This window comes from Vibrio sp. V08_P9A1T1, assembly GCF_963874405.1.
Lineage (GTDB): Bacteria > Pseudomonadota > Gammaproteobacteria > Enterobacterales > Vibrionaceae > Vibrio > Vibrio anguillarum.
Window position 1 is genome coordinate 1 of the sequence record NZ_CAWNIB010000262.1, and the last position, 19,773, is coordinate 19,773.

Here is a 19,773-nt window from a genome sequence, read left to right on the forward strand (position 1 = left end):
TGCCAAGTTTGAGGATGAAGCGCAAATCAACGCCAATTGGGAAGCTGAAAAAGCCAAAGAAAAGGTACAAGCAGGAAAAAAAGATCAAAGTATTCTAGACTCAATACCACACGCTTTTCCGTCCCTTTTACGTGCTACAAAGATTCAAAAAAAGTGTGCCCAATATGGCTTTGATTGGGATTCTATCGGCCCAGTGGTTGATAAAGTTCAAGAAGAGATCGAAGAAGTCATGGAAGAGGCGTTGCAAATTAACCCTGATCCGGTTCGAGTAGAGGATGAAATGGGCGATCTATTATTTGCCACCGTTAACTTTGCTCGGCACTTAAAAATTGATCCAGAAGTGGCGTTAAATAAAGCAAATCGAAAGTTTTCACGTCGATTTAAAGGTATTGAAATGCTGGTGGCACGTCAGCACAAAACCTTGACCGATTTTTCTCTCGAAGAATTGGATGCGATGTGGAATGAAGTGAAGCGCTTGGAGTCGAAGTAATACCCTGTGTTGGCAATCCACAATAAAACCCACCCATTGAGACAAATTTGACTCATTTGAGTGGTGTGATAAGCCATATCAAGCGGTGCTCTTTGATTTGAAGCAAAAAATAAAAAATGACAGTGTGATAGATTTCACGTTGTAGCGAATAAGGGCTTCTGGTATATTTTTATCCCGTCCAGAAGAAATCCATTTCCCTCATTCAACCAATTTCAGGTTAAACATGACGACAAATTACATTTTTGTTACTGGCGGGGTTGTATCCTCTCTAGGTAAAGGTATTGCGGCAGCATCTCTTGCGGCGATTTTAGAAGCTCGTGGTCTTAAAGTGACTATGATGAAGCTTGACCCTTACATCAACGTTGACCCAGGCACAATGAGCCCAACTCAACATGGTGAAGTGTTTGTCACGGAAGATGGCGCTGAAACTGACCTTGACCTTGGTCACTACGAACGTTTTATTCGTACCAAAATGACCAAGCGCAATAACTTTACTGCTGGTCGTGTTTATGCCGATGTATTGCGTAAAGAGCGCCGCGGTGACTACCTAGGTGCAACGATTCAGGTTATTCCACACATCACTAATGCGATTAAAGATCGCGTTATCGCAGGCTCTGAAGGTCACGATGTCGCTATCGTTGAAGTGGGCGGAACCGTTGGTGATATCGAGTCATTGCCATTTATGGAAGCGATTCGTCAGCTTGCGATTGAAGTGGGCCGTGAACACGCGATGTTTATGCACCTGACTTTAGTTCCTTACCTTGCCGCTGCTGGTGAAGTGAAAACCAAACCGACTCAACATTCAGTTAAAGAGCTGCTTTCTATCGGTATTCAGCCTGATATTTTGGTTTGTCGTAGCGATCGCGTTATCCCAGCGAACGAACGTAAGAAAATTGCTTTGTTCTGTAACGTGCCTGAAAAAGCCGTTATCTCGATGAAAGATGTTGATTCTATCTACAAGATCCCTCAACTGATCAAAGCTCAAGGTTTGGATGATATCGTTTGTAACCGTTTTGGTATTAAAGCACCGGAAGCGGATCTTTCTGAATGGGAACAAGTGATTTACGAAGAGGCTAACCCAACCGCTGAAGTGGTGATCGGGATGGTCGGTAAATACATTGAATTGCCTGATGCTTACAAATCGGTTAACGAAGCACTGAAACACGCAGGTTTGAAAAACCGTTTGAGCGTGAAAATCAAATACATCGATTCTCAAGACGTTGAAACCAAAGGTGCGGAAGTGCTGACTGGTTTGGACGCAATCCTAGTACCTGGCGGTTTTGGTGACCGCGGTATCGAAGGCAAAATTCTTGCTGCGCAATATGCCCGCGAAAACAAAGTTCCTTACTTAGGGATTTGTTTAGGTATGCAAGTGGCGCTGATCGAATACGCGCGTAACGTTGCGGGTATGAAAGGTGCGCATTCAACAGAATTTAACAAAGAGACTCAATACCCTGTGGTAGGCTTGATCACCGAATGGGTAGATGACGAAGGTAACGTAGAAGAGCGTACTGAAAAGTCTGATCTTGGTGGTACTATGCGCCTTGGTTCGCAGCTATGCCACTTAGAGAAAGGCACCAAAGCGTATGAGCTTTACGGTAGTGCAACCATTCATGAACGTCATCGTCACCGTTATGAAGTTAATAATAAACTTCGTCCGCAGATCGAAAAAGCTGGCTTGAAAGTATCAGGTCTGTCTGCTGATAAGAAGCTAGTTGAAGTGATTGAGAACCCTGCTCACCCATGGTTTGTAGCAGCTCAGTTCCACCCAGAATTCACTTCAACCCCTCGTGATGGTCACCCACTATTTGCAGGCTTTATTAAAGCGGCAGGTGAGTTCCAACGCGGTGAATCAGAGAAGTAACAAGGATACGGGCAGTTGCAATTGTTGTGCTGCTGCCCTTTATAGTTTTGACATTTAAATTCAACGAGAGGAAACATTAATGTCTAAGATCGTTAAAGTTCTAGGTCGCGAAATCATCGACTCACGTGGTAACCCAACAGTAGAAGCTGAAGTTCACCTAGAAGGCGGTTTCGTAGGTATGGCAGCTGCGCCATCTGGTGCATCTACTGGTTCTCGCGAAGCTCTTGAGCTACGTGACGGTGACAAATCACGTTTCCTAGGTAAAGGTGTTCTTAAAGCGATTGCAGCTGTAAACGGCCCAATTGCTGATGCTCTAGTTGGTAAAGATGCTAAAGATCAAGCAGCTATCGACCAAGTGATGATCGACCTTGATGGTACTGAAAACAAATCTAACTTCGGTGCGAACGCAATCCTAGCGGTTTCTCTAGCGAACGCAAAAGCGGCTGCGGCTGCGAAAGGCATGCCTCTATACGAGCACATTGCTGAGCTAAACGGTACTGCTGGCCAATTCTCTATGCCTCTACCAATGATGAACATCATCAACGGTGGCGAGCACGCAGATAACAACGTAGACATCCAAGAGTTCATGATCCAACCTGTTGGCGCAAAAACTCTTAAAGAAGCAGTACGTATGGGTGCAGAAGTATTCCATAACCTAGCTAAAGTTCTGAAGTCTAAAGGCTACAACACTGCTGTTGGTGACGAAGGTGGTTTCGCTCCTAACCTAAAATCTAACGCTGAAGCGCTAGAAGTTATCGCAGAAGCGGTTGCAGCGGCTGGCTACGTGCTAGGTAAAGACATCACTCTAGCGATGGACTGTGCAGCATCTGAGTTCTTCGACAAAGACGCTGGCATCTACAACATGAAAGGTGAAGGCAAAACGTTCACTTCAGAAGAGTTCAACCACTACCTAGCGGGCCTTGTTGAGCAATTCCCAATCGTTTCTATCGAAGACGGTTTGGACGAGTCTGATTGGACTGGTTTCAAACACCAAACTGAACTTCTAGGCGACAAAATTCAGCTAGTGGGTGACGATCTATTCGTTACTAACACTAAGATCCTTAAAGAAGGTATTGAGAAAGGTATCGTTAACTCAATCCTTATCAAGTTCAACCAAATCGGTTCTCTAACTGAGACTCTAGCTGCAATTAAGATGGCTAAAGATGCTGGTTACACAGCGGTAATCTCTCACCGTTCTGGCGAAACTGAAGATGCAACTATCGCTGATCTAGCGGTAGGTACAGCTGCAGGTCAAATCAAAACGGGTTCTATGAGCCGTTCTGACCGTGTTGCTAAGTACAACCAACTAATCCGTATTGAAGAAGCGCTAGCTGGTCGTGCTCCTTTCAACGGTCTTAAAGAAGTGAAAGGCCAAGCTTAATCCCACGGGATACAGCTTAGCATCATTACTTTAAAGAACGCCCTGCAATGCAGGGCGTTTTGTTTTTTCTGCTATCGCAACTCGCATTTTGAATTGCGAGTTAAGAAGGGAAAGATTTACACCGCGCTAATCGCTGCGATCCGTCGTTTATCCAGTTCTTCTTTGATCGCTTTCCCTTGAAAACCATCACGGATCACCTGTTGTACATCGACACTCAGTGCGGCTTGATAGGCTTTGAGAAAAATATCGCGTTGCGGATAAGGGGTCTCTTCACAACCTAATCGACCCGCATGATCGGCTTGACAACAGAGTAAAACGTCCTGCAAGCGCTCAGGCTTGCGCCATGCATCGAGTTTATCGAGTATTTTGAGTTTGGTGCTGGGTTTTAATTCTGCCGCTCGATGAATATTGGAATGCTGCTCGCAGACGAGTAGTGCCAACTCTTTACACTCATTTGGAATACGCACCCGCTCGCACAAGGCTTTAATGATGTTAATTCCTGTGTGACAGTGCATTTTATGGCTGGGCCATTCGCTTTTAGGTGTGACTCCTTTACCTAAGTCATGCACTTGCGCTGCAAAACGAACCGCTATCGATGAAGAGAGCTTCGCCGCTTGCGCTGCAACCATTAAGGTGTGTACTCCGGTATCAATTTCAGGATGCCATTTTTCCGGTTGAGGAACACCAAACAGGCGATCCAGTTCGGGTAATACCACTTTAAGTGCACCGCATTCATATAAAACAGAAAGAAATATTTCTGGATGCTGAGTGGCCAGTGATTTCTGCCACTCTTGCCATACGCGCTCGGCGGTTAAGTGTTGCAACTCACCTGATTGCGTTATTTGTTTCATCAGTGCCATGGTTTCATCGGCAATGGTAAAACCTAAATGTGCGAATTTGGCCGCAAAACGAGCGACGCGAAGGACACGTAGTGGATCTTCGATAAAAGCATCAGAAACATGGCGCAGTAGGCGATTGTGCAGATCGCGCTGGCCGCCATAGGGGTCAATAAGCTTACCAGCGTTATCTTGTGCGATGGCGTTAATGGTCAGATCGCGGCGAGCGAGATCCTCTTCCAAAGTCACATCGGGTGCGTAGTAGCAGGCAAAGCCTGTGTAGCCAGCGCCAGTTTTGCGCTCAGTGCGAGCAAGGGCATACTCTTGTTTCGTTTTCGGGTGAAGAAATACGGGAAAATCTTTTCCTACAGGAGTAAAACCAGTGGCCAGCATTTGCTCTGGGCTGCTGCCTACTACAACCCAATCTTTGTCATAGATATCAATATGGAGCAACTGATCGCGTACCGCGCCCCCAACTAAGTATACTTGCACCGGATTACCTTAAATATGCTGAAACGCCATTGGCGATTGATGTTAGTAATGGTACTTTTCATCACAGTGAAATGATAGAGACGAGAGAATGTATAAGGAATTTTTTGGATTTACCGAGCCGCCATTTTCAATTGTACCGAGCTCTCGTTACCTATTTTTGAGCCATCGTCATCGTGAAGCGATGCAACATTTACAAGCAGGGCTGGGTGATGGTGGTGGTTTTGCGCTATTAACTGGCGAAGTGGGGACTGGCAAAACAACCATCGCAAGAGCGATGCTTGCAGCACTCGATGATAGTACTCAGGCGGGGTTTATTTTAAATCCAACTTTTTCGAACATCGAGTTGCTTGAAGCGATTTGTGATGAGTTTGCGCTGTCTTACCCACCTTCAGGGAGTTTAAAAGCGCTTAGCCAAGTAATTTATCATCATTTACTGCATAACCACGCGCAAGGGAAACAGACGCTATTAGTGATAGATGAGGCGCAGCATCTGGCCGCCGATGTACTGGAACAGTTGCGACTACTGACTAACCTTGAAACGGAGAGCCGTAAGTTACTTAAGGTTTTACTGATTGGTCAGCCCGAGTTACAACAAAAATTGCAATTACCTCAATTACGCCAACTTGCGCAACGTATTACCGGTCGTTATCACTTGCTGCCTCTCAATGTTCAAGAGACAGAGCAGTACATCCACTTTCGTTTAGCGTTAGCCGGCGGTCACAAGGATTGGTTTGATCAGAAAAGTATCAAATGGATAGCGGAACAGACCCACGGTATTCCGCGTTTAATTAACTTAGTGTGCGATGCGAGTTTCAAGTTAGCCTATCAGCAGGGCGTGAAAGCGCTCTCATTTGAATTAGTGCGTACCGCGGGTCAAGAGGTCATGAATTTTCAGTCTTCGGTCTATCAGTCGCCTCATGCTCGCCTCGTACCGTCTTCAATATCGTATCGCTCTCCTCTCATTGCGGGCTTAGTGTTAGCTGTGTTCATTGCGTGGTTTAGCCCGCCATGGATTGATCGCATGATGCGCTTTGCGTTGCCTTCCCCTGAATTACCTAAACCGATCACTCAAGTGGTGATCAGTGCTCAATTGGAACAAGATCTAGAACGGTCGAAGGCATTGGAAGCGGCTATTAGCGATCTTTATAAAGTGTGGGGTTACAGCGCATCTTTGGCCGATAGTTTTTGTGATGCTCAAGCACAAGGACGCTTTCAATGTCAGCGTATGCAGGGTGATTTCAACCAATTAAAGCAGTTAAATTTGCCAGTGGTGCTTACTTTAGCTGCGGAGCAAACACAAGCTTATGCGGTGCTGTACCAGATCAATGCTGAACAGGTGCAATTGTTAATGGCAGGAAAGCATGTGCAAATTAACCAAAGTCAGCTCAGTGACGTATGGACAGGAGAATATCACTACATTTGGCAGCACGATTTACTTCGAACGTTGAAACAGGGCATGCAAGGAGATGATGTTGAACTGCTTGACCAAAAATTGTCTCAGTTACTTGGAGAGCAAGCCACAGGGCATCAACAATTTGATGGTGAGGTAAAGCGCAAAGTGGCTTTTTTCCAACGCTGGCAAAAAATGGACAGCGATGGTATTGCTGGGGCTCGCACGATCAGTCGGCTTGAGCTATTGACTCAACACAACGCACCTCGCCTTCTCATTACTAAGGAGCAAGGATAATGTCGCAAGTGCTTAAAGCATTAGAGCAATCAGAGCTTAGCCACCAGAGCAAAAGCTTGCCTCACTCTTCTCATGTAGCAGTGTTTAATCAATCCTTGCCATCTTCATGGTGCTCGAAATCATCGCTTACCGCGTTGTTTGCTCCATCGCTGCTTTGTTGCGGTTATCTTGTTTATCATTCATATCAAGCGCGAATCGATGATCTAGAACAATTGAAGCGCAATGCGCCACAAGTTGTGCAACAAGAGGGGGCTTACCAAGTTCTGGAATACCCTGACTTTGGTGAGTTACAAACCAATACACCACGAGTGAAAACTCTTACCGAGACAAGCTCTACGCCGCCATTTACTCCTTTACATGGTACTCAGTTGACGACTCGTGATCCGCGAGATAAAAACGCAGATCAGGAGTTTGGCCTTAATGATCTCGACTTAAGTCAATTATCCCCGGAATTGGTACAACGAGTTGAGTTGGCGATTCAAGGCAAAGATCAAGTCGTACTGGTAGGAGACACATCAAAAGATCATCTTCTGCTCACAGAACATCTTGATACCTTTTCAGGCCGTATCCCAGCGCTGAATTTCCAGACTCACGTTTATTCAAGTCGCACAGATAAACGATGGGTAAAAATTAATGGCGTAGAGCGAAAGGTAGGTGATGATGTGGTGAATGGCGTGCAATTAGTCGAGATCAATCCGCAATCAACCTTGATACGTTTCGATGGTGAATTGATTGAAATCCCAGCTCTTTATGATTGGAAAGGATAAAAAAACGGTCACCTTTCTCTGGTGACCGTTTTTCAAGTGATAGATCCAGTCTGTTAGGGAGATTATGCCCAACCAGAAGGGTGTTTCTTACGGCGTGGGATAATGTGTGGCAAAATTAGTCCAAGTAACAGACCAATACCCGCTACGCCGCCCCCATAAGTAAAGTATTTAAGCAGTAGATCCTCTTTCTGAGTATCCAGCTTAGCGCGCAGTTCGCGAATTTCAGTTTGTGAATCAGTGAGCTGCTTACTGATATCACTGTAGTTTTGTTCTAACTCTGAAATTTGTTGATTGCGAGCCTCTAATGAATTGGCCAATCCGGCTTTTTCACTGTCTGCATTTTGCTTTGCATTGGCCAATTTACTTTTCACTTCGGCCAGCTCACTCTCCAATTTCGGCAAACGCATCGCCATGCTTTCTTGGCGAGTGACAAAACGGCTTTCAACCCAACCCGTGCGGCCTTTCTCATCGGCAATCTGGCTATAACCAGTATCGTTATTAACATCAAGCAGCTTTACTTTGTCTCCTGCATCGATGCTACCGAGAATGCGAAATTGGTTACTTGGACCTGAATGAATATAAGTAAAGAGTTTGTCCGCAATATAGCGGTCTTGCGCAAACGTTGGCGCAGCCAACATGGTCAGTAAAACCATGCAGATCAGTTTTTTCACGATAAGTCCTTTAGCTATCAAATGAGGTATTAAAATGCTTTCGACAAATATTAAGAAGTTTCGTTGATTGGTGCAACAAAGAAGGGAGGCTAAGCCTCCCTTTCTGTGCGTTTGAGTCAATTAATGACATTGCACTTACAATCTATTGACTTATTGTATTAGCCAAATATTGCTTGCAGGGCATAGAAGAAAATGACCGCAAGTAAAGCGCCTGCTGGCAAGGTGACAATCCATGAAGCAACGATATTACGCACCACACCTAGATTCAATGCCGCAATTCCACGAGCAAAACCAACCCCTAATACCGCACCAACAAGTGTTTGTGTGGTTGAGATTGGAAGGCCAGTACCTGATGCCAATACGACCGTTGACGCTGTTGCCAACTGAGCGGCAAAGCCACGGCTTGGCGTCAGTTCAGTGATACCCGTACCGACCGTCGCCATCACTTTGTGACCAAGGGTAGCTAGGCCAACCACAATACCAAAACCACCCAGTGGCAAAATCCACCAAGCAATTGAGCTTTTAGCACTGACAGCACCCAAGCTTTCAACAGTTGAAACCACCGCAGACAGAGGACCAATCGCGTTAGCTACATCATTTGAACCATGCGCAAAAGCCATTGCACACGCAGTGATCACCATCAATACGCTAAAGATGCTCTCAACACCGGAAAACCCATGGTCTTCTTCGCGGTTGGCAAATTTTCTCTTGATGTAGTAGTAACCACCGACCATAACAAGGCCTGATAACGCCGCAGAACATAACCATGCTTCACCGGTGCTCAGGTGTAAGCCTATATGTTTAAGGCCTTTTTTGATGGTAACCAGTGCGATCACTATAGTGGTGATGAACATATAAATAGGAACAAAGCGTTTGGCATTCATCAGTGGATTTTCAGTATCGAAAATCAATCGTTGAGCACTGACGAAGATTAAGTAGGCGAACAAACCAGAAATGACTGGGGTGACAATCCAACTGCCTACGATGCCTTTTACTGAGGCCCAATCAACCGCTTCTGGGCCGACGGATATGCAGGCAAATCCGATAATGGCGCCGATGATAGAGTGAGTCGTTGATACAGGCCAACCCATGTATGAAGCCAACAATAACCATGTTCCGGCGGCGAGAAGTGCAGACATCATGCCATAAACAAGAACGTCGGGTTGGTGAGCGAAAAGTGCGGGTTCGATGACGCTGTTACGAATGGTTTCGGTTACTTCACCACCCGCTAAATATGCACCAGCGAATTCAAAAATCATCGCAATGATAATAGCTTGTTTTACGGTTAGCGCTTTTGAGCCTACTGAAGTTCCCATTGCATTAGCAACATCATTTGCACCAATACCAATCGCCATCATGAAGCCAAAAGCGGCTGCAACAAGAATCAGGACAGTGCCGTAGTTCGCAAGGATATCCATCGTAATACCTAGTCTTTTGATAACAAGCGGAGCATAACTGGACTCATTTTCTCGAAGCGAGTCAAAACCATCAGCGGAGAAAATAATCAACGCCTAAGCTGATGGATCAAGTTTTGCTCTTCGTTATTTGGTTAACTTACTGATTTAAGAGCGAGAAAGCATTAGTTCAAGACGAGCGCCAACGCGCTGAGCTTGATCGGCAATGCCGCCCACCCATTCTAGAATTTTGTACAAGAACATTACATCGATCGGATTCATTTTCGACTCAATAGCCATTAATTGTTGGCGGAGTCGAACCTGCATCGCATCGGTGTCATCTTCAATCACATCCAGTTGATTGATCATTTCCGCCACCAGTGTGACTTCACGACCTTTAAATCCTGTTTCCAATAACTCATCGAGCTCATTGATCACTTTTTGCGCTTGATTTGCTGCATCAAGGCAGCGTTTTACGTAGGCAATGAAGTTTTCTTGAAGAGGCTCTGGGATGATCAATTGACGACCGTAGACACGGCCTGCAATATCTTTTGCAAGGTTGGCCAGTTTATCTTGCTGAGTTAACAGCTCTAGCATGTCAGTACGATCGACAGGCATAAATAAACCGCGTGGTAGTTTAAGACGAATTTCACGCTTGAGTACGTCCGCTTCTTTCTCTAAATGAGAAATTTGGGCTCGAATTTCACCTGCTTTCTCCCAGTCACCCTTTGAACAAACTTCAAAGAAATTGACTAAGTGAGAGCAACATTCATTCACACACACAACGTGGCGCTGCAAAGGCTTTATAGGGGACTTTGCAAATAACCCCATAATTGTATTTACTGGCATGGTCGTTCAACCTAAAAAATATAACCTTAAAATAACATACACCATTCATGGCGAAATGTTGAGCGATGGCTATAAAGGCGCGCATGTTAACCCATTAAATCTCTCATTAAAACTGTTTTAGATCATCATTCCGGTGATATTTGTTACTTGCCCCACTGTGCATTAGGCCATATTCTTTCGCTATCTGCTTTGAAAGGGTTAGTTATGGAAACCGAGATAGAACTGAAGTTTTTTGTTTCACCAAAATTTTCGGAAATTTTGCGTTACAAGATCTCTGAAATCAAAGTACTTCAGCACAGTTGTCGAGCGTTAGGGAACACTTACTTCGATACACCTGACAACTGGTTGCGTCAACACGACACAGGGCTTCGTATTCGTCGCTTTGATGATGTGTATGTTCAAACTGTTAAAACGGCGGGTCGAGTCGTTGCAGGGTTGCACCAAAGACCAGAATACAATGCTGAGCACAACAGCAATGAACCGAACTTGACGCTTCATCCGGAAGATATCTGGCCACAAGGTAAAGATATTACGACCTTACAATCTGAACTGATGCCTCTATTTTCGACCAACTTCACACGCGAGCAGTGGCTGATTGGCATGGCCGATGGCAGCCAAGTTGAAGTGGCTTTCGATCAAGGTTTTGTTGTTGCAGGTGAAAAACAAGAACCTATCTGCGAAGTGGAGCTGGAGTTGAAATCGGGGCAAACGGATGCCTTGTTTACGTTAGCTCGCCAGTTTTGTGAGCACGGTGGTATGCGTCTGGGTAACTTGAGTAAAGCGGCGCGAGGCTATCGTCTTGCGTCTGGTTATCAAGGTGATGAAGTTCACGCCTTAACCTTGGTCAATACAGTCAGTACTGACAGCGTGGAAGAGTGTTTTATTCACTCGCTAGAGCATGCATTATCCCATTGGCATCACCATGAACAGATCTACACCGAGCGCGATTCAATTCCAGCGTTACATGAGATAAGCCACGCCACCAGTTTTTTACGTCAGATCTTGAGCATTTATGGCGGCATTGTGCCACGTCGCGCTAGCGCTATTTTACGTCAGGAATTGAAATGGTTGGAGCAAGAGTTATCGTGGTTAAAAACTCATGACTACCTAACCAATCTGCTTGAAGATAAAGGCCACGCACTGCGTAAACTGGACGCTCGTAAATTTATCATCGCCGAGTTAAAAGAGCAGCAAGAGGCACTCCCTAATCGGGAAGAAAACTTAAAGCTGCTCAGTTCGGCGCGGTATACAGGGTTACTGCTTGATCTCAGTCGTTGGATTTTGAGCCGTGGATGGCAACCCTTCTTGGACGATAAAGCCAGAGAAAAAATGGCGCGTAACGTCGGTTCGTTTTCGGTGAAGCAGTTGGATCGCACATGGGCCGAGTTAATGGAAGCTTTTCCTCCTAAAGTTGAGCTAAGCCCTCAAGAGTATATTGATCAGCAGTATCGTTTAATGCGTAATCTCTACACTGGCATTGGTTTTGCGAGCCTTTATGATATTGAAGAACGCAAAAACTTCCGTCTCCCTTGGGCTGATTTACTGCAAGGAATAGATGATTTATTAATGCTCAAGCCGCTAGAGAATTTGATCGACAAGTTGCAAGAAGACGAACAAGAACAACTCAAGCGATGGCTGATTCGCCAACAAAACTCGATTGTTCATGCGATGGAGCAGACGCGACAAATTGGCATTGAAGCCGAGCCTTATTGGCGTAAAAGTCGCTAATCAACATGGCTCACAGCCAAAATGAAAAAGAGATACTGCGGTGTCTCTTTTTTTATATCTCTGCTCATTTAGTTTCATTAATTGCAATTGATTTGTGGATGAGATCAAATCTCCAACAGGTTGCACAACGAAACGACTACAGTTCAAAAAATCAGGGTCGATAGAAACCTAACAGATATCATGATTGACAGGGATGAACAACAAGCCTGAGATCACAAATCATGCCATGAGTGAGTGGATCAGCAACAATAAACACATTGGATTTGTCTCATCTTTGATATCATCTTTTTTCATACGAAGCTCAAAATAAATAGCTTTTTTAGTTTTTGAGTTTGCTTACTTACCGAAATTTCAACATATAAGACATAGTGGAGAACTGACAATGGCAACAATGGCATTTAAGCCATGGGAACGTTTGATTACCGATATTCGTCTCGTTCCTAAAATGGTTATGCTGATGGTGTTTAGTACAGTATTGATCATCGCAAAGCAGCTTTGGGATGCTCGTACTTTTTACGAATCACTGCTTGCAGCAACTCAGAATACCGAAATCGCTCAGCAACACTATGATGCTTATTTGACTCAAGTAGTATGGCAAACGGCATTCATGATCATCGTTTTTGTTGTGCTTTTACTCGCCGCAGCCAAAGTCATGCTGCGCCAAACACAATATTTAAGTGATTCAATTAAGTTGATGGCAAGTCGTGATCTTTCCACACCGATTAATATGGAATGTAAAGATGAGTACGGCGACGTTGCGCGAGAGCTTGAGAAAACCCGCCGCCAGTTGCAAGACGTCATTAAGATGCAAGTGGATGCCTCACAAGAGCTTTCGTCACTTACTGAAGTCATGACCATCAGCATGTCAGAAACCAAAGATTCGGCTCAAGAAGAGTTTAACGAAATTGACCAATTGGCCACCGCCATGAGTGAAATGACATCCACGGTGCAAACGGTCGCAGAGCATGCACAAAATGCATCAGCACTAACCGAGCAAGCGTCAGGTCAAGCAGAAACTGGTCAGCGTTTTGTCAAAGGCACCATCACTAAGATGAGTGAGCTATCGAAGGATATCGCGGCATCAGCGCAAGCCGTCAACCAAGTTGAAGAACGAGTGGTTGCGATTGGCAGTGTTGTTGGAACCATCCAAAGTATTTCCGAGCAAACCAACCTACTCGCGCTCAATGCTGCCATTGAAGCGGCTCGGGCTGGTGAAGCTGGGCGTGGTTTTGCGGTGGTGGCCGATGAAGTGCGTAACTTAGCGCAGCGCACCCAAAAAGCGACGATTGAGATCCAAGAGATGATTTCTCAATTACAAAATAGTGCCAATTCAGCCGTTGATTTAATGGAAAAAAGTGTAGTTGAAGCGGCTGAAGGAGTTGAGCTGGTTACGAATGCGGGCACTGAATTAGATGGTATTGTGAATCAAGTGCAACGGATCAATGACATGAATATCCAAATCGCAACGGCCGCTGGGCAGCAAACTAGCGTGGCTCAGGAAATGGACCAAAATCTAACCAATGTGAGGGAGCTCGTTGAAGCCTCAGTAACAGTAGTTGGTGAGTTGCTTGAAACATCAGAGATCATGCAAAGCAACGCTGAAGAGTTAGATCGGAAAATTACGATGTTCAAAGTCTAACTCTGTAGAAATTCGATCCTTCAATCAACGCCCACAATTCTTGTTGTTGGGCGTTTTTTATTGATATAAGTTTGCTATAAATAGCCTTCTAGCGACTGCATTGGTCTCAATTCACAAGGATGTCTCATGTTACTGCCTTCATCACTTCACGCTTTTGCGCACACAACCTATCAACATTTGCTAGAGCAACAACCGAGCATTGCACAGTGGTCCGAGCCATTGAAAAAACAGCTGTTGTATGTGGTCGGGATGAGCCAGTTTATCAATGAAGCATTATTGCGAGATGAATGGTTGTGTATGCAATTACCAGAAATGTTGGCGGGAGAGTCAAGGCTAGAGCATTACCGAGACGATCTCGCTATACAGCTAGAAGAGTGCAAAGATGAAATGTCAGGGCATCGTATTTTGCGTCAGTTTCGTAACCGTGAAATGGTGTACATCGCTTGGCGAGATTTCACCGCCAGTTGGACGTTAGAAGAGAGCCTTGCACATCTTTCAGCACTGGCGGAAGCACTCATTTTTGAGACTTACCAGTGGCAGTACGCTGTTTGCTGCTTCGAGTGGGGAACGCCAACTAACGACCAAGGTGAAGCACAACCTATGCTGATCATCGGCATGGGCAAGTTAGGTGGCGGTGAGTTGAACTTCTCGTCGGATATCGACCTCATCTTTACTTATCCTGAAAACGGTGAAACACAAGGCGCTCGCCGCAGCATCGCGAATGCGCAATTTTTTACCCGTTTAGGCCAGCGAATCATTAAAGCGTTGGATCAACATACCTTTGACGGTTTTTGCTACCGAGTTGATATGCGTTTGCGTCCTTTTGGTGAAAGTGGCCCACTGGTGATGAGCTATGCGGCGCTCGAAGATTATTACCAAGAGCAAGGGCGTGATTGGGAGCGTTATGCGATGATCAAAGCTCGAGTAATGGGGCGGGAAATGTATCCGCAGTACCAAGAGTTGCGTCAAATGCTGCGACCATTTGTGTTCCGCCGCTACATCGATTTTAGCGCCATTCAATCTCTGCGCCGTATGAAATCGATGATCAGCAGCGAAGTGAGACGTCGAGGGCTGCATAACAACATCAAATTAGGCGCAGGCGGGATCCGCGAAATTGAATTCATCGCACAAGTATTTCAGTTAATTCGTGGTGGACGAGAACCCAGTTTACGTCAGCGTGGACTATTAGAAACACTGGTTGCAATAGAAGAACTTGCCCTGCTCAAACCGCAAGAAGTGGCCGATTTACGACAAGCTTATCTGTTTTTACGTCGCCTTGAGAACCTATTGCAAGCGATGGCCGACAAGCAGACGCAAACCTTGCCAGACAATGAACTGGATCAACTTCGCTTAGCCGTTGCAATGCAATGCACTGACTGGGTAACGCTGTTTCACGAAACGCATCAACACATGACCAAAGTACATCAAGTATTTGCAACTCTGATTGGCGATGATGAAGAAGATGATGACCAGTGCGTTGCTAAACATTTTCACGAGCTGTGGGATATGGCGCACAAGCCTGATGTGCTTGAAACGATTTTTCAACAAGAGCTTACCTGTGATGATCCTGCCGGCATGGTGCATGTATTGATCCAATTTAAAGAGGATTTGGCGAAAAAAACGCTGGGCCCACGCGGACGAGATGTATTAAACCGGTTGATGCCAAAACTGTTCCAAGCGATTTTCATTCATCCAGATGCGCAGTTTGGCTTACCTCGTGTGCTGCATTTGATGTACAAAATTGTGACTCGAACCACTTACCTTGAGCTGCTAGATGAACACCCTGCGGCATTGACGCAGCTGGTGCGTTTATGTACCGCAAGCCCGATGATTTCGGAACAGCTTAGTCGTTACCCCATTTTACTCGATGAACTTATCGACCCGCAGCATCTCTATAATCCAATGGAGTTGTCTGCTTATAAAACTGAACTGCGTGATTTTCTTGCTCGTATTCCCGAAGAGGATATGGAGCAGCAAATGGAAGGATTACGCCAATTTAAGCAGATCTGCATTTTGCGTATTGCTGCTGCTGATATTGCCGGTGCTTTGCCTGTGATGAAAGTGAGCGATCACTTAACCTACCTTGCTGAAGCCATCGTTGAAGCCGTGATCAACCAAGCTTGGCAGCAAGTCAGTGCAAAATACGGCCAACCCACTCATTTAAAAGAGAGGGATGGTAAAGGGTTTGCAGTCGTTGGCTATGGCAAAGTAGGGGGCTGGGAGTTGGGTTACAATTCCGATCTTGATATCGTGTTTCTCCATGACTGCCCGGTGGATTGTTACACCGATGGCGCAAAAGAGATTGATGGCCGTCAGTTTTATTTGCGCTTAGCCCAGCGCGTGATCCACATTTTTGCTACTCGTACCGCTTCTGGTATTTTGTATGAAGTTGATACTCGTTTGCGCCCGTCCGGAGCGTCCGGTTTGTTAGTTAGCCCCGCTGAAGCGTTTGATGAATACCAGCGCAATGAAGCGTGGACGTGGGAACACCAAGCCTTAGTTCGTGCCCGAATGATTTATGGTGATGAGCCACTGCAACAGGCTTTCCATCGCACCCGTCATGAGATTTTGTCATTGGCAAGAGATGAAACCAAGCTCAAGCAGGATGTAGTCGCGATGCGGATAAAAATGCGCGATCATTTGGGGGGAAAGAAAAGTGGCCGCTTTATGCTTAAACAAGATGCTGGTGGCATCACTGATATTGAGTTTTTAGCTCAATATCTAGTGCTGCGTTTTAGCCATGAAAAGCCAAAATTGACGTTTTGGTCAGACAACGTACGCATTTTTGAGTCACTGCTGAACCAAGGTGTTATGGAGGAAGAACAAGCGCTGGCTCTCACCGATGCCTATACCTCAATGCGCAATCAGATCCATCATCGAAACTTGCTTAACTTGGATGCGGATGTTGACGAAAGTAAGTTTGTTGACCTGCGAAAACGAGTCACAAACGCTTGGCAGCAGTGGCTAGGTTGAGTGTTTTAGAGACTCAATGAGCTGTGTTACACTCAGCGCAATAACAAAAATTGGAGATCCACAATGAAACCAATCCTACCTGACTACAATGATGCAGGTGTATTGATTATTGGCGATGTGATGCTTGATCGCTACTGGTATGGCCCAACTGGTCGCATCTCACCAGAAGCCCCCGTTCCTGTAGTAAAAGTAGAGAATAGCGAAGAACGTCCAGGCGGCGCGGCAAACGTTGCAATGAACATTGCTTCGCTGGGCGGTCATGCGCACATTGTTGGTTTAACTGGCGTGGATGAGCCTGCTAACGTTCTGACTGAAACGTTAACAGCGTTGAAAGTGAGTTGTGATTTTGTTGCTCTGCCAAATTATCCAACCATTACAAAATTACGCGTGCTAAGCCGAGGCCAGCAACTGATCCGTTTGGATTTCGAAGATAAGTTTGAGAACACCGATCCAGAACTGATTTTATCTCGCATGGAGCTGGCGTTACCGAAAGTAAAAGCGGTGATCTTGTCCGATTACGCCAAAGGCGCATTAGAGCATGTGCAGCAATTAATCCAAAAAGCACGTGCAGCCAACGTTCCCGTTTTTATCGATCCTAAAGGAGCCGATTTCGAACGTTATCGTGGCGCAACATTGCTCACACCTAACATGTCTGAATTTGAACAGGTCGTAGGCAAAGTAAAAACAGAGCAAGAGCTAGTAGAAAAAGGCTTTGCCTTGATTGAACAGTTTGATCTTGGCGCACTGTTGGTGACTCGCAGCGAACATGGAATGACACTGTTACAACGCAATCAGAAGCCATTCCATTTACCAACATTAGCCAAAGAAGTGTATGACGTAACGGGCGCTGGAGATACGGTGATTTCAGTGCTTGCAGCATCAGTTGCGGCAGGTAAACCACTTGATGAAGCGTGCGCATTGGCCAATGCGGCGGCGGGTGTCGTGGTTGGTAAACTGGGCACGTCAACCGTTTCAACCATTGAACTAGCGGAAGCGGTTCACGGTAGCAAAGATACTGATTATGGTGTCATCAGTGAACAAGCCTTAATTAATGCGGTAAAAGTGGCTCAAGCTCAGGGCGAAAAGGTGGTGATGACCAATGGTTGCTTTGATATTTTGCATGCAGGACATGTTTCTTATCTTAACCACGCAGCCAAATTAGGCGATCGCCTGATTGTTGCCGTTAACACGGATGAGTCGGTTAAGCGTTTGAAAGGCCCAGGTCGCCCAGTCAATACAACGGATCGCCGCATGGCGGTGCTGGCTGCATTGGGCGCTGTCGATTGGGTGGTTCCTTTTTCTGAAGATACGCCACAGCGTTTGATTGCGGCTGTACTACCTAACTTACTGGTGAAAGGTGGTGACTATAAACCTGAAGATATCGCCGGTGGTGAAGAAGTGATTGCGGCGGGTGGAGAAGTCAAAGTGTTGAACTTTGAAGATGGTTGCTCAACCACAGAAATTATTGAAGCAATTAAAGGCGGCAGAGGCTAACATCGCGCCGTATCCTTTGGCATTTTGTATAAAATGAGCCAATCACTACAAAAAAGCCGCTGAATTGTCAGCGGCTTTTACTTTTTTAGCTGTCTGCTTTTAAGCCAGCGTTGATATCTAAAATATCTTGCTCGCTCAAGGTGCCTACTGCTTGACGCAATTGCAGTACGCTCAGCACATAGTCATAACGTGCGTTAGAGAGATTTTTATTCGCATCGTAGAGACGGCGCGTTGAATCAAGCACATCAACAATAGTCCGTGTACCGACATCAAACCCTGCTTCGGTCGCTTCCAGTGCTGATTTCGCTGAAATAACTGACTGTTCATAAGCACGTAAAGCGCCAATAGAGGCATTGATGTTGTTGTTAAATGCGCGTACATCTTTCACAACGCTGCGATACGTCTGCTCTAAATCTTGGCTTGCAGCAACGTACGCAAATTCAGCTTGTTTGGTTTTCGACGTGGTTTTTCCACCGGTGTACAGCGGCACATTAAGGTTGATCCCAACATTGAAATCGTTGTAATCCCCTTGAGAGTTGCTGTTATCGTTGCTTTCATCACCGTACTTGTAGCCGCCATCAAGAGTCAATGAGGGTAAGTGCCCTGAACTTGCTAATGAAATATTATCCTTCGCGACATCTTGAGCAATACGAGCGGTCAGCAAAGAGAGGTTTTTCTGTTGGGCTTCTTCAAGCAGAGCATCAATCGGCTGCGTTGTTTTGCTGGCTGAAAAACGATTAGTATCCAACACACTTAAATCAGAATGTTCTTGGCCGGTAATTTCACGCAAGGTTTCATAACTATTGGTGAGGCTATTTTTTGCCAAAACTTCATCAGCAAGCACGCCATCGTATTGCGCTTGTGCGTCATGCACGTCAGTAATCGCAGAAAGACCGACTTCAAAACGTTGTTTCGTTTGCTCTAATTGACGAGCCACTGCCGCTTTTTCTGCACGGACAAATGCTAAGTTATCTTTGGCGCGAAGCACTTCAAAATAGGCTTGTGCAACGCGTAAAATTAGACCTTGCTGGGTGGCCGCATAGGCAGAATCCGCTTTGCGTGCATTCTTTTCTGCCGTGTCTAAAGAAACCCAACTTGAACGTTGATAAAGCTGCTGAGAGAAACTGATGCCTGCTGTGAGCTTATCGCTTTCACGTGAATCAGTATCACTGCGGTTGATATTGTAACCAGCGGTCAGGTTGATTTGTGGTAACAGATCGCCACGGCTAGATGTTACCGCTTCAAATGCAGCATCACGTTGAGCTGCAGAGCTCAGTAGCTGAGGATCATTTTCTTTGGCTTGATTATAGATTTCAGTAAGAGTATCCGCCCATACTGAAGAACTCAGGCTGCCTAATGCTGCGCTGATGAATAGTGGAAGCAGTTTTTTCATTGGTCCTATTCCCTGCCTTAATATGTAAGAAGGTTACTTTTAAGGAGTTTAACTTAAATTGGTGGTAATTCACTCGAAACTTTGCACTTTTTTACACATAACTGTCCATCTGTGC

The 19,773-nt window shown here is 45.5% G+C and carries 14 protein-coding genes; 9 read left to right on the forward strand and 5 right to left on the reverse strand.

Annotated features, from left to right (window positions below; translation table 11 throughout):
* The 3 genes from AACT21_RS12015 to eno form a co-directional block, all read left to right on the forward strand.
* Window positions 1-490 (forward strand): MazG family protein (locus AACT21_RS12015; RefSeq protein WP_141195233.1); only part of this gene is annotated, 490 nt, incomplete at its 5' end.
* 223 nt (window positions 491-713) lie between these two features.
* Window positions 714-2,354 carry a CTP synthase gene (locus AACT21_RS12020; RefSeq protein ID WP_013856040.1) on the forward strand — a complete coding sequence of 547 codons (1,641 nt, stop codon included), beginning with the start codon at window positions 714-716 and terminating at the stop codon, window positions 2,352-2,354.
* Between the two features lie 79 nt (window positions 2,355-2,433).
* Entirely contained in the window at window positions 2,434-3,735 is a 1,302-nt protein-coding gene (gene eno, locus AACT21_RS12025; protein ID WP_013856041.1) for a phosphopyruvate hydratase, read from the forward strand.
* Between the two features lie 116 nt (window positions 3,736-3,851).
* On the opposite strand, the gene AACT21_RS12030 is transcribed toward eno, so the two are convergent.
* Complete coding sequence (locus tag AACT21_RS12030) at window positions 3,852-5,063, reverse strand: multifunctional CCA addition/repair protein (RefSeq protein ID WP_094147220.1); 1,212 nt, start codon at window positions 5,061-5,063, stop codon at window positions 3,852-3,854.
* 88 nt (window positions 5,064-5,151) lie between these two features.
* Between AACT21_RS12030 and AACT21_RS12035 the strand changes: the two genes are divergently transcribed.
* Window positions 5,152-6,750 (forward strand): ExeA family protein, encoded by a 1,599-nt coding sequence (locus AACT21_RS12035; RefSeq protein ID WP_094163495.1) that lies wholly within the window; start codon window positions 5,152-5,154, stop codon window positions 6,748-6,750.
* Window positions 6,750-7,517 (forward strand): general secretion pathway protein GspB, encoded by a 768-nt coding sequence (locus AACT21_RS12040; protein ID WP_094163497.1) that lies wholly within the window; start codon window positions 6,750-6,752, stop codon window positions 7,515-7,517. The genes AACT21_RS12035 and AACT21_RS12040 overlap by 1 nt, the downstream gene beginning before the upstream one ends.
* 62 nt (window positions 7,518-7,579) lie before the next feature.
* On the opposite strand, the gene AACT21_RS12045 is transcribed toward AACT21_RS12040, so the two are convergent.
* The 3 genes from AACT21_RS12045 to AACT21_RS12055 all read right to left on the reverse strand — a co-directional run bounded on the left by AACT21_RS12045 (window position 7,580) and on the right by AACT21_RS12055 (window position 10,431).
* A complete protein-coding gene (locus AACT21_RS12045; protein WP_026029138.1) occupies window positions 7,580-8,188 on the reverse strand; it encodes a TIGR04211 family SH3 domain-containing protein in 609 nt (202 codons plus the stop codon).
* A gap of 158 nt (window positions 8,189-8,346) precedes the next feature.
* The gene (locus AACT21_RS12050; RefSeq protein WP_094163499.1) at window positions 8,347-9,606 is read right to left on the reverse strand and encodes an inorganic phosphate transporter; all 1,260 of its coding nucleotides are present in this window, start codon (window positions 9,604-9,606) and stop codon (window positions 8,347-8,349) included.
* A gap of 144 nt (window positions 9,607-9,750) precedes the next feature.
* Complete coding sequence (locus tag AACT21_RS12055) at window positions 9,751-10,431, reverse strand: TIGR00153 family protein (RefSeq protein ID WP_013856047.1); 681 nt, start codon at window positions 10,429-10,431, stop codon at window positions 9,751-9,753.
* A 204-nt stretch (window positions 10,432-10,635) separates the two neighbouring features.
* On the opposite strand from AACT21_RS12055, the gene AACT21_RS12060 reads away from it, so the two are divergent.
* The 4 genes from AACT21_RS12060 (at window position 10,636) to hldE (ending at window position 18,265) form a co-directional block, all read left to right on the forward strand.
* Window positions 10,636-12,159, forward strand: coding sequence for a CYTH and CHAD domain-containing protein (locus AACT21_RS12060; protein WP_094163501.1), 1,524 nt, complete (start codon window positions 10,636-10,638; stop codon window positions 12,157-12,159).
* A gap of 382 nt (window positions 12,160-12,541) precedes the next feature.
* Entirely contained in the window at window positions 12,542-13,798 is a 1,257-nt protein-coding gene (locus tag AACT21_RS12065; protein WP_013856051.1) for a methyl-accepting chemotaxis protein, read from the forward strand.
* A gap of 126 nt (window positions 13,799-13,924) precedes the next feature.
* Complete coding sequence (glnE, locus tag AACT21_RS12070; RefSeq protein WP_094163503.1) at window positions 13,925-16,771, forward strand: bifunctional [glutamate--ammonia ligase]-adenylyl-L-tyrosine phosphorylase/[glutamate--ammonia-ligase] adenylyltransferase; 2,847 nt, start codon at window positions 13,925-13,927, stop codon at window positions 16,769-16,771.
* Window positions 16,772-16,834: 63 nt separating this feature from the next.
* Window positions 16,835-18,265 carry a bifunctional D-glycero-beta-D-manno-heptose-7-phosphate kinase/D-glycero-beta-D-manno-heptose 1-phosphate adenylyltransferase HldE gene (gene hldE, locus AACT21_RS12075; RefSeq protein ID WP_094163505.1) on the forward strand — a complete coding sequence of 477 codons (1,431 nt, stop codon included), beginning with the start codon at window positions 16,835-16,837 and terminating at the stop codon, window positions 18,263-18,265.
* 85 nt (window positions 18,266-18,350) lie between these two features.
* On the opposite strand, the gene tolC is transcribed toward hldE, so the two are convergent.
* Complete coding sequence (gene tolC / locus AACT21_RS12080; protein WP_064625882.1) at window positions 18,351-19,658, reverse strand: outer membrane channel protein TolC; 1,308 nt, start codon at window positions 19,656-19,658, stop codon at window positions 18,351-18,353.
* Window positions 19,659-19,773: the final 115 nt, after the last annotated feature.

Coding starts and splice junctions, on each gene's coding strand:
- AACT21_RS12065 (WP_013856051.1), top strand. CDS start 12,542: ATGGCAACAATGGCATTTAAGCCATGGGAACGTTTGATTACCGATATT.
- AACT21_RS12055 (WP_013856047.1), bottom strand. CDS start 10,431: ATGCCAGTAAATACAATTATGGGGTTATTTGCAAAGTCCCCTATAAAG.
- AACT21_RS12050 (WP_094163499.1), bottom strand. CDS start 9,606: ATGGATATCCTTGCGAACTACGGCACTGTCCTGATTCTTGTTGCAGCC.
- glnE (WP_094163503.1), top strand. CDS start 13,925: ATGTTACTGCCTTCATCACTTCACGCTTTTGCGCACACAACCTATCAA.
- AACT21_RS12035 (WP_094163495.1), top strand. CDS start 5,152: ATGTATAAGGAATTTTTTGGATTTACCGAGCCGCCATTTTCAATTGTA.
- eno (WP_013856041.1), top strand. CDS start 2,434: ATGTCTAAGATCGTTAAAGTTCTAGGTCGCGAAATCATCGACTCACGT.
- tolC (WP_064625882.1), bottom strand. CDS start 19,658: ATGAAAAAACTGCTTCCACTATTCATCAGCGCAGCATTAGGCAGCCTG.
- AACT21_RS12060 (WP_094163501.1), top strand. CDS start 10,636: ATGGAAACCGAGATAGAACTGAAGTTTTTTGTTTCACCAAAATTTTCG.
- hldE (WP_094163505.1), top strand. CDS start 16,835: ATGAAACCAATCCTACCTGACTACAATGATGCAGGTGTATTGATTATT.
- AACT21_RS12020 (WP_013856040.1), top strand. CDS start 714: ATGACGACAAATTACATTTTTGTTACTGGCGGGGTTGTATCCTCTCTA.
- AACT21_RS12040 (WP_094163497.1), top strand. CDS start 6,750: ATGTCGCAAGTGCTTAAAGCATTAGAGCAATCAGAGCTTAGCCACCAG.